The sequence below is a fragment of the Rhizobacter sp. P2_H2 genome (assembly GCF_056403375.1).
Genome location: NZ_JBFUFP010001441.1, coordinates 1 through 1,083 on the forward strand (window position 1 = coordinate 1; position 1,083 = coordinate 1,083).

The window sequence follows — 1,083 nt, forward strand, 5'->3', positions numbered from 1 at the left end:
GCCACCGCGAGGCGGACCCCCGGCAGCGCATGGCCCCAACCGTGTGGCAGGCTGATCACGCCGGGCATCACCTCGTCGCTGACCTCCACCTGCACGTCGATCGACTGATCCCGCGCACCGGCGATGCGCGCCTGCCCGCCGTGCTGCAGGCCCCAGCGGGCGGCGTCCTCCGGGTGGACCAGCGCGGTGCAGCGGAACGGGCCCTTCGCGAGCGTCGGCAGGTTGTGCATCCAGCTGTTGTTCGAGCGCACCTGGCGGCGGCCGATGATCACCGCGTCGGCGGGGGCGATCCGCGCATCGGCGGCCACGCGCTGCAGGTCGTCGAGCAGGCGCTGCGGCGCGAGCTCGATGCAGCCCGACGGCGTGCGCAGCAGCTCGGGCAGGCGCGGCGCCAACGGGCCCAGGTCGATGCCGTGCGGTGCCGCCTTCAGCCTGTCGAGCGTCAGGCCCTCGGGCTGGCGGCCGAAGCCGTCGCCGAACGGCCCGCTGCGCAAGGCCAGGTCGAGCAGCCGCTCCGGGCCGCGGTGCGCCGACAGCGCCTGCAGCACCGCATCGGCCTGGTCGCCGGCGAGCTTGCGCACGTCGTCGGCCACCAGGGCGTCGTCGAGGGCCGCGATGTCGGCCTGGGCGCCGCGGCCTTGCACCAGCGCGGCGAGCCGCAGCAGCGTTTCCCACTCGGCTGGCGCGCCCGCCGGCGGCGGCAGCACGGCCGGGCTGTAGCGCGCATGGTTGCGCACGCTGAACTGCGGGAACGCGACGTCGTAGTGCGTGTCCTCCAGCGGCGACAGCCCGGGCAGGATCACGTCGGCATGGCGCGTCGTCTCGTTCAGGTAGATGTCCAGGCTCAGCATGAAGTCGAGCCCCTCCAGCGCCTTCGCCAGCCGCGCGCCGTTCGGTGCCGACAGGACAGGGTTGCTCGCGATCGTGATCAGCGCCTTCACCTGGCCCGCACCCGGCGTCTCGATCTCCTCGGCCAGGCAGGTCATCGGCAGCTCGCCGTACACCTCCGGCGCACCGCTGACGCGGCTGTGGTGCCTGCCCGTCACGATGCCGCGCCCGCGGCCCGGCGTGCCGGCCGTGTTG

The 1,083-nt window shown here is 74.2% G+C and carries 1 protein-coding gene; it reads right to left on the reverse strand.

Features of this window, described 5'->3' with window-relative positions:
* Positions 1–1,083, reverse strand: a 1,083-nt coding sequence (locus AC1D15_RS33770) for a molybdopterin dinucleotide binding domain-containing protein (protein WP_477829499.1), incomplete at both ends; no start/stop codon positions are given.